This window comes from Nocardia farcinica (assembly GCF_029867845.1).
Lineage (GTDB): Bacteria > Actinomycetota > Actinomycetes > Mycobacteriales > Mycobacteriaceae > Nocardia > Nocardia farcinica_A.
This window is the reverse complement of sequence record NZ_JARWRU010000636.1, coordinates 1-1179: the sequence shown is the minus strand read 5'-3', so window position 1 is coordinate 1179 and position 1179 is coordinate 1. Positions and strand designations below refer to the sequence as shown.

At 75.0% G+C, this 1179-nt stretch carries 1 protein-coding gene; it reads right to left on the bottom strand.

Annotation, left to right across the window (positions count from 1 at the left end):
* Positions 1-350 precede the first annotated feature (350 nt).
* Positions 351-1179, bottom strand: an 829-nt coding sequence (locus QH283_RS14100; RefSeq protein WP_280503456.1) for a sugar phosphate isomerase/epimerase family protein, incomplete at its 5' end; no start/stop codon positions are given.

The following is a 1179-nucleotide window of genomic DNA, read 5'->3' as shown; positions in this document are numbered from 1 at the left end:
CCCCCCCCTGGGGCCCGCCGGCCCCGGGGGGGCCGCGGGGCCTGGGGGGGGCTTTCCCCCCGGTTTTGGGCGGGGGGTAAACCGGTCCCGGAGTCGTGATCGATCCGGCGCACCGCGCAGACGTCGCTGAACGGCGCGCGGTGTGCGGCCGCGCGCCCGCCGCTCGCGGTCGCCGTGCCGTCGGAGAGGTCCGTGGTCATGAGGCACTCCTTCGTCCGCCCCGGCGCGCAGCCGCCCGGGGACGAGGTTCGTACAGCGTACAACGCACGGTAGCGGACCGTATTTCGAGACATTGTTCTGGGGGTGTCCGAAAACCGGGGCGGGCGGCGGTGATACGGCGGGCCGACCCGTCAGTCCGCGCCCGCGCGCGCCGACGACGGCCGCGGCGAGGGCACCGGCCCGAGATGCTCGCGAGCGAACGCCAGGGTGCGCGCGAGCATGGCCGAGCGATCGGCGGTGCCGCGCGCGTTCTGGGTGTTGATCTCGGCGACCGCGTGCCCGCTGAAGCCGGAGGCCACCAGGTATGCGCACACCTCGGCGCACGGCTGGCCGCCCTCGCCGGGAACCAGGTGCTCGTCGTGCGCCGCGCCCCTGCCGTCGGCCAGGTGCAGGTGCGCGAGATTCGGGCCCATGCGCGCGGCCAGGGCCATGGCGTCGGCGCCGGCCGTGGCGGTGTGCGAGAGATCGAGGGTGTAGTGCCCGAAGCCGGTGTCGGTGGGATCGTAGGACGGGCTGAAGGCGGTCAGACCCCAGCCGGGACCGCCACGGCGCGCCAGCCGCTGGGCCGCCTTCTCTCCCCGGCCGAACAGCGAGTCGGCGCGCATCGGGAACATGTTCTCCACCGCGACCACCACATCGCCCGTCTCCTCCAGCTCGGCCACCTGCTCGGCGAAGCCCTCGGCGTAGCGGCGTTGCCAGCGGAACGGCGGATGCACCACAACGGTCGACGCGCCGAGCGCCTCGGCGGTGCGCACGCTGCGCTCCAGCTTGGCCACCGGGTCGGCGCCCCACACCCGCTGCGAGATCAGCAGGCAGGGCGCGTGCACGGCCAGCACCGGCACCCCGTAGCGGCGGGCGTAACCGCGCACGGTGGTCACCGACTGGCTGGCCGCCTCCGCCCAGACCATCAGCTCCACGCCGGCGTAGCCGAGTTCGGCGGCGGAGCGGAAGGGCGCCGCG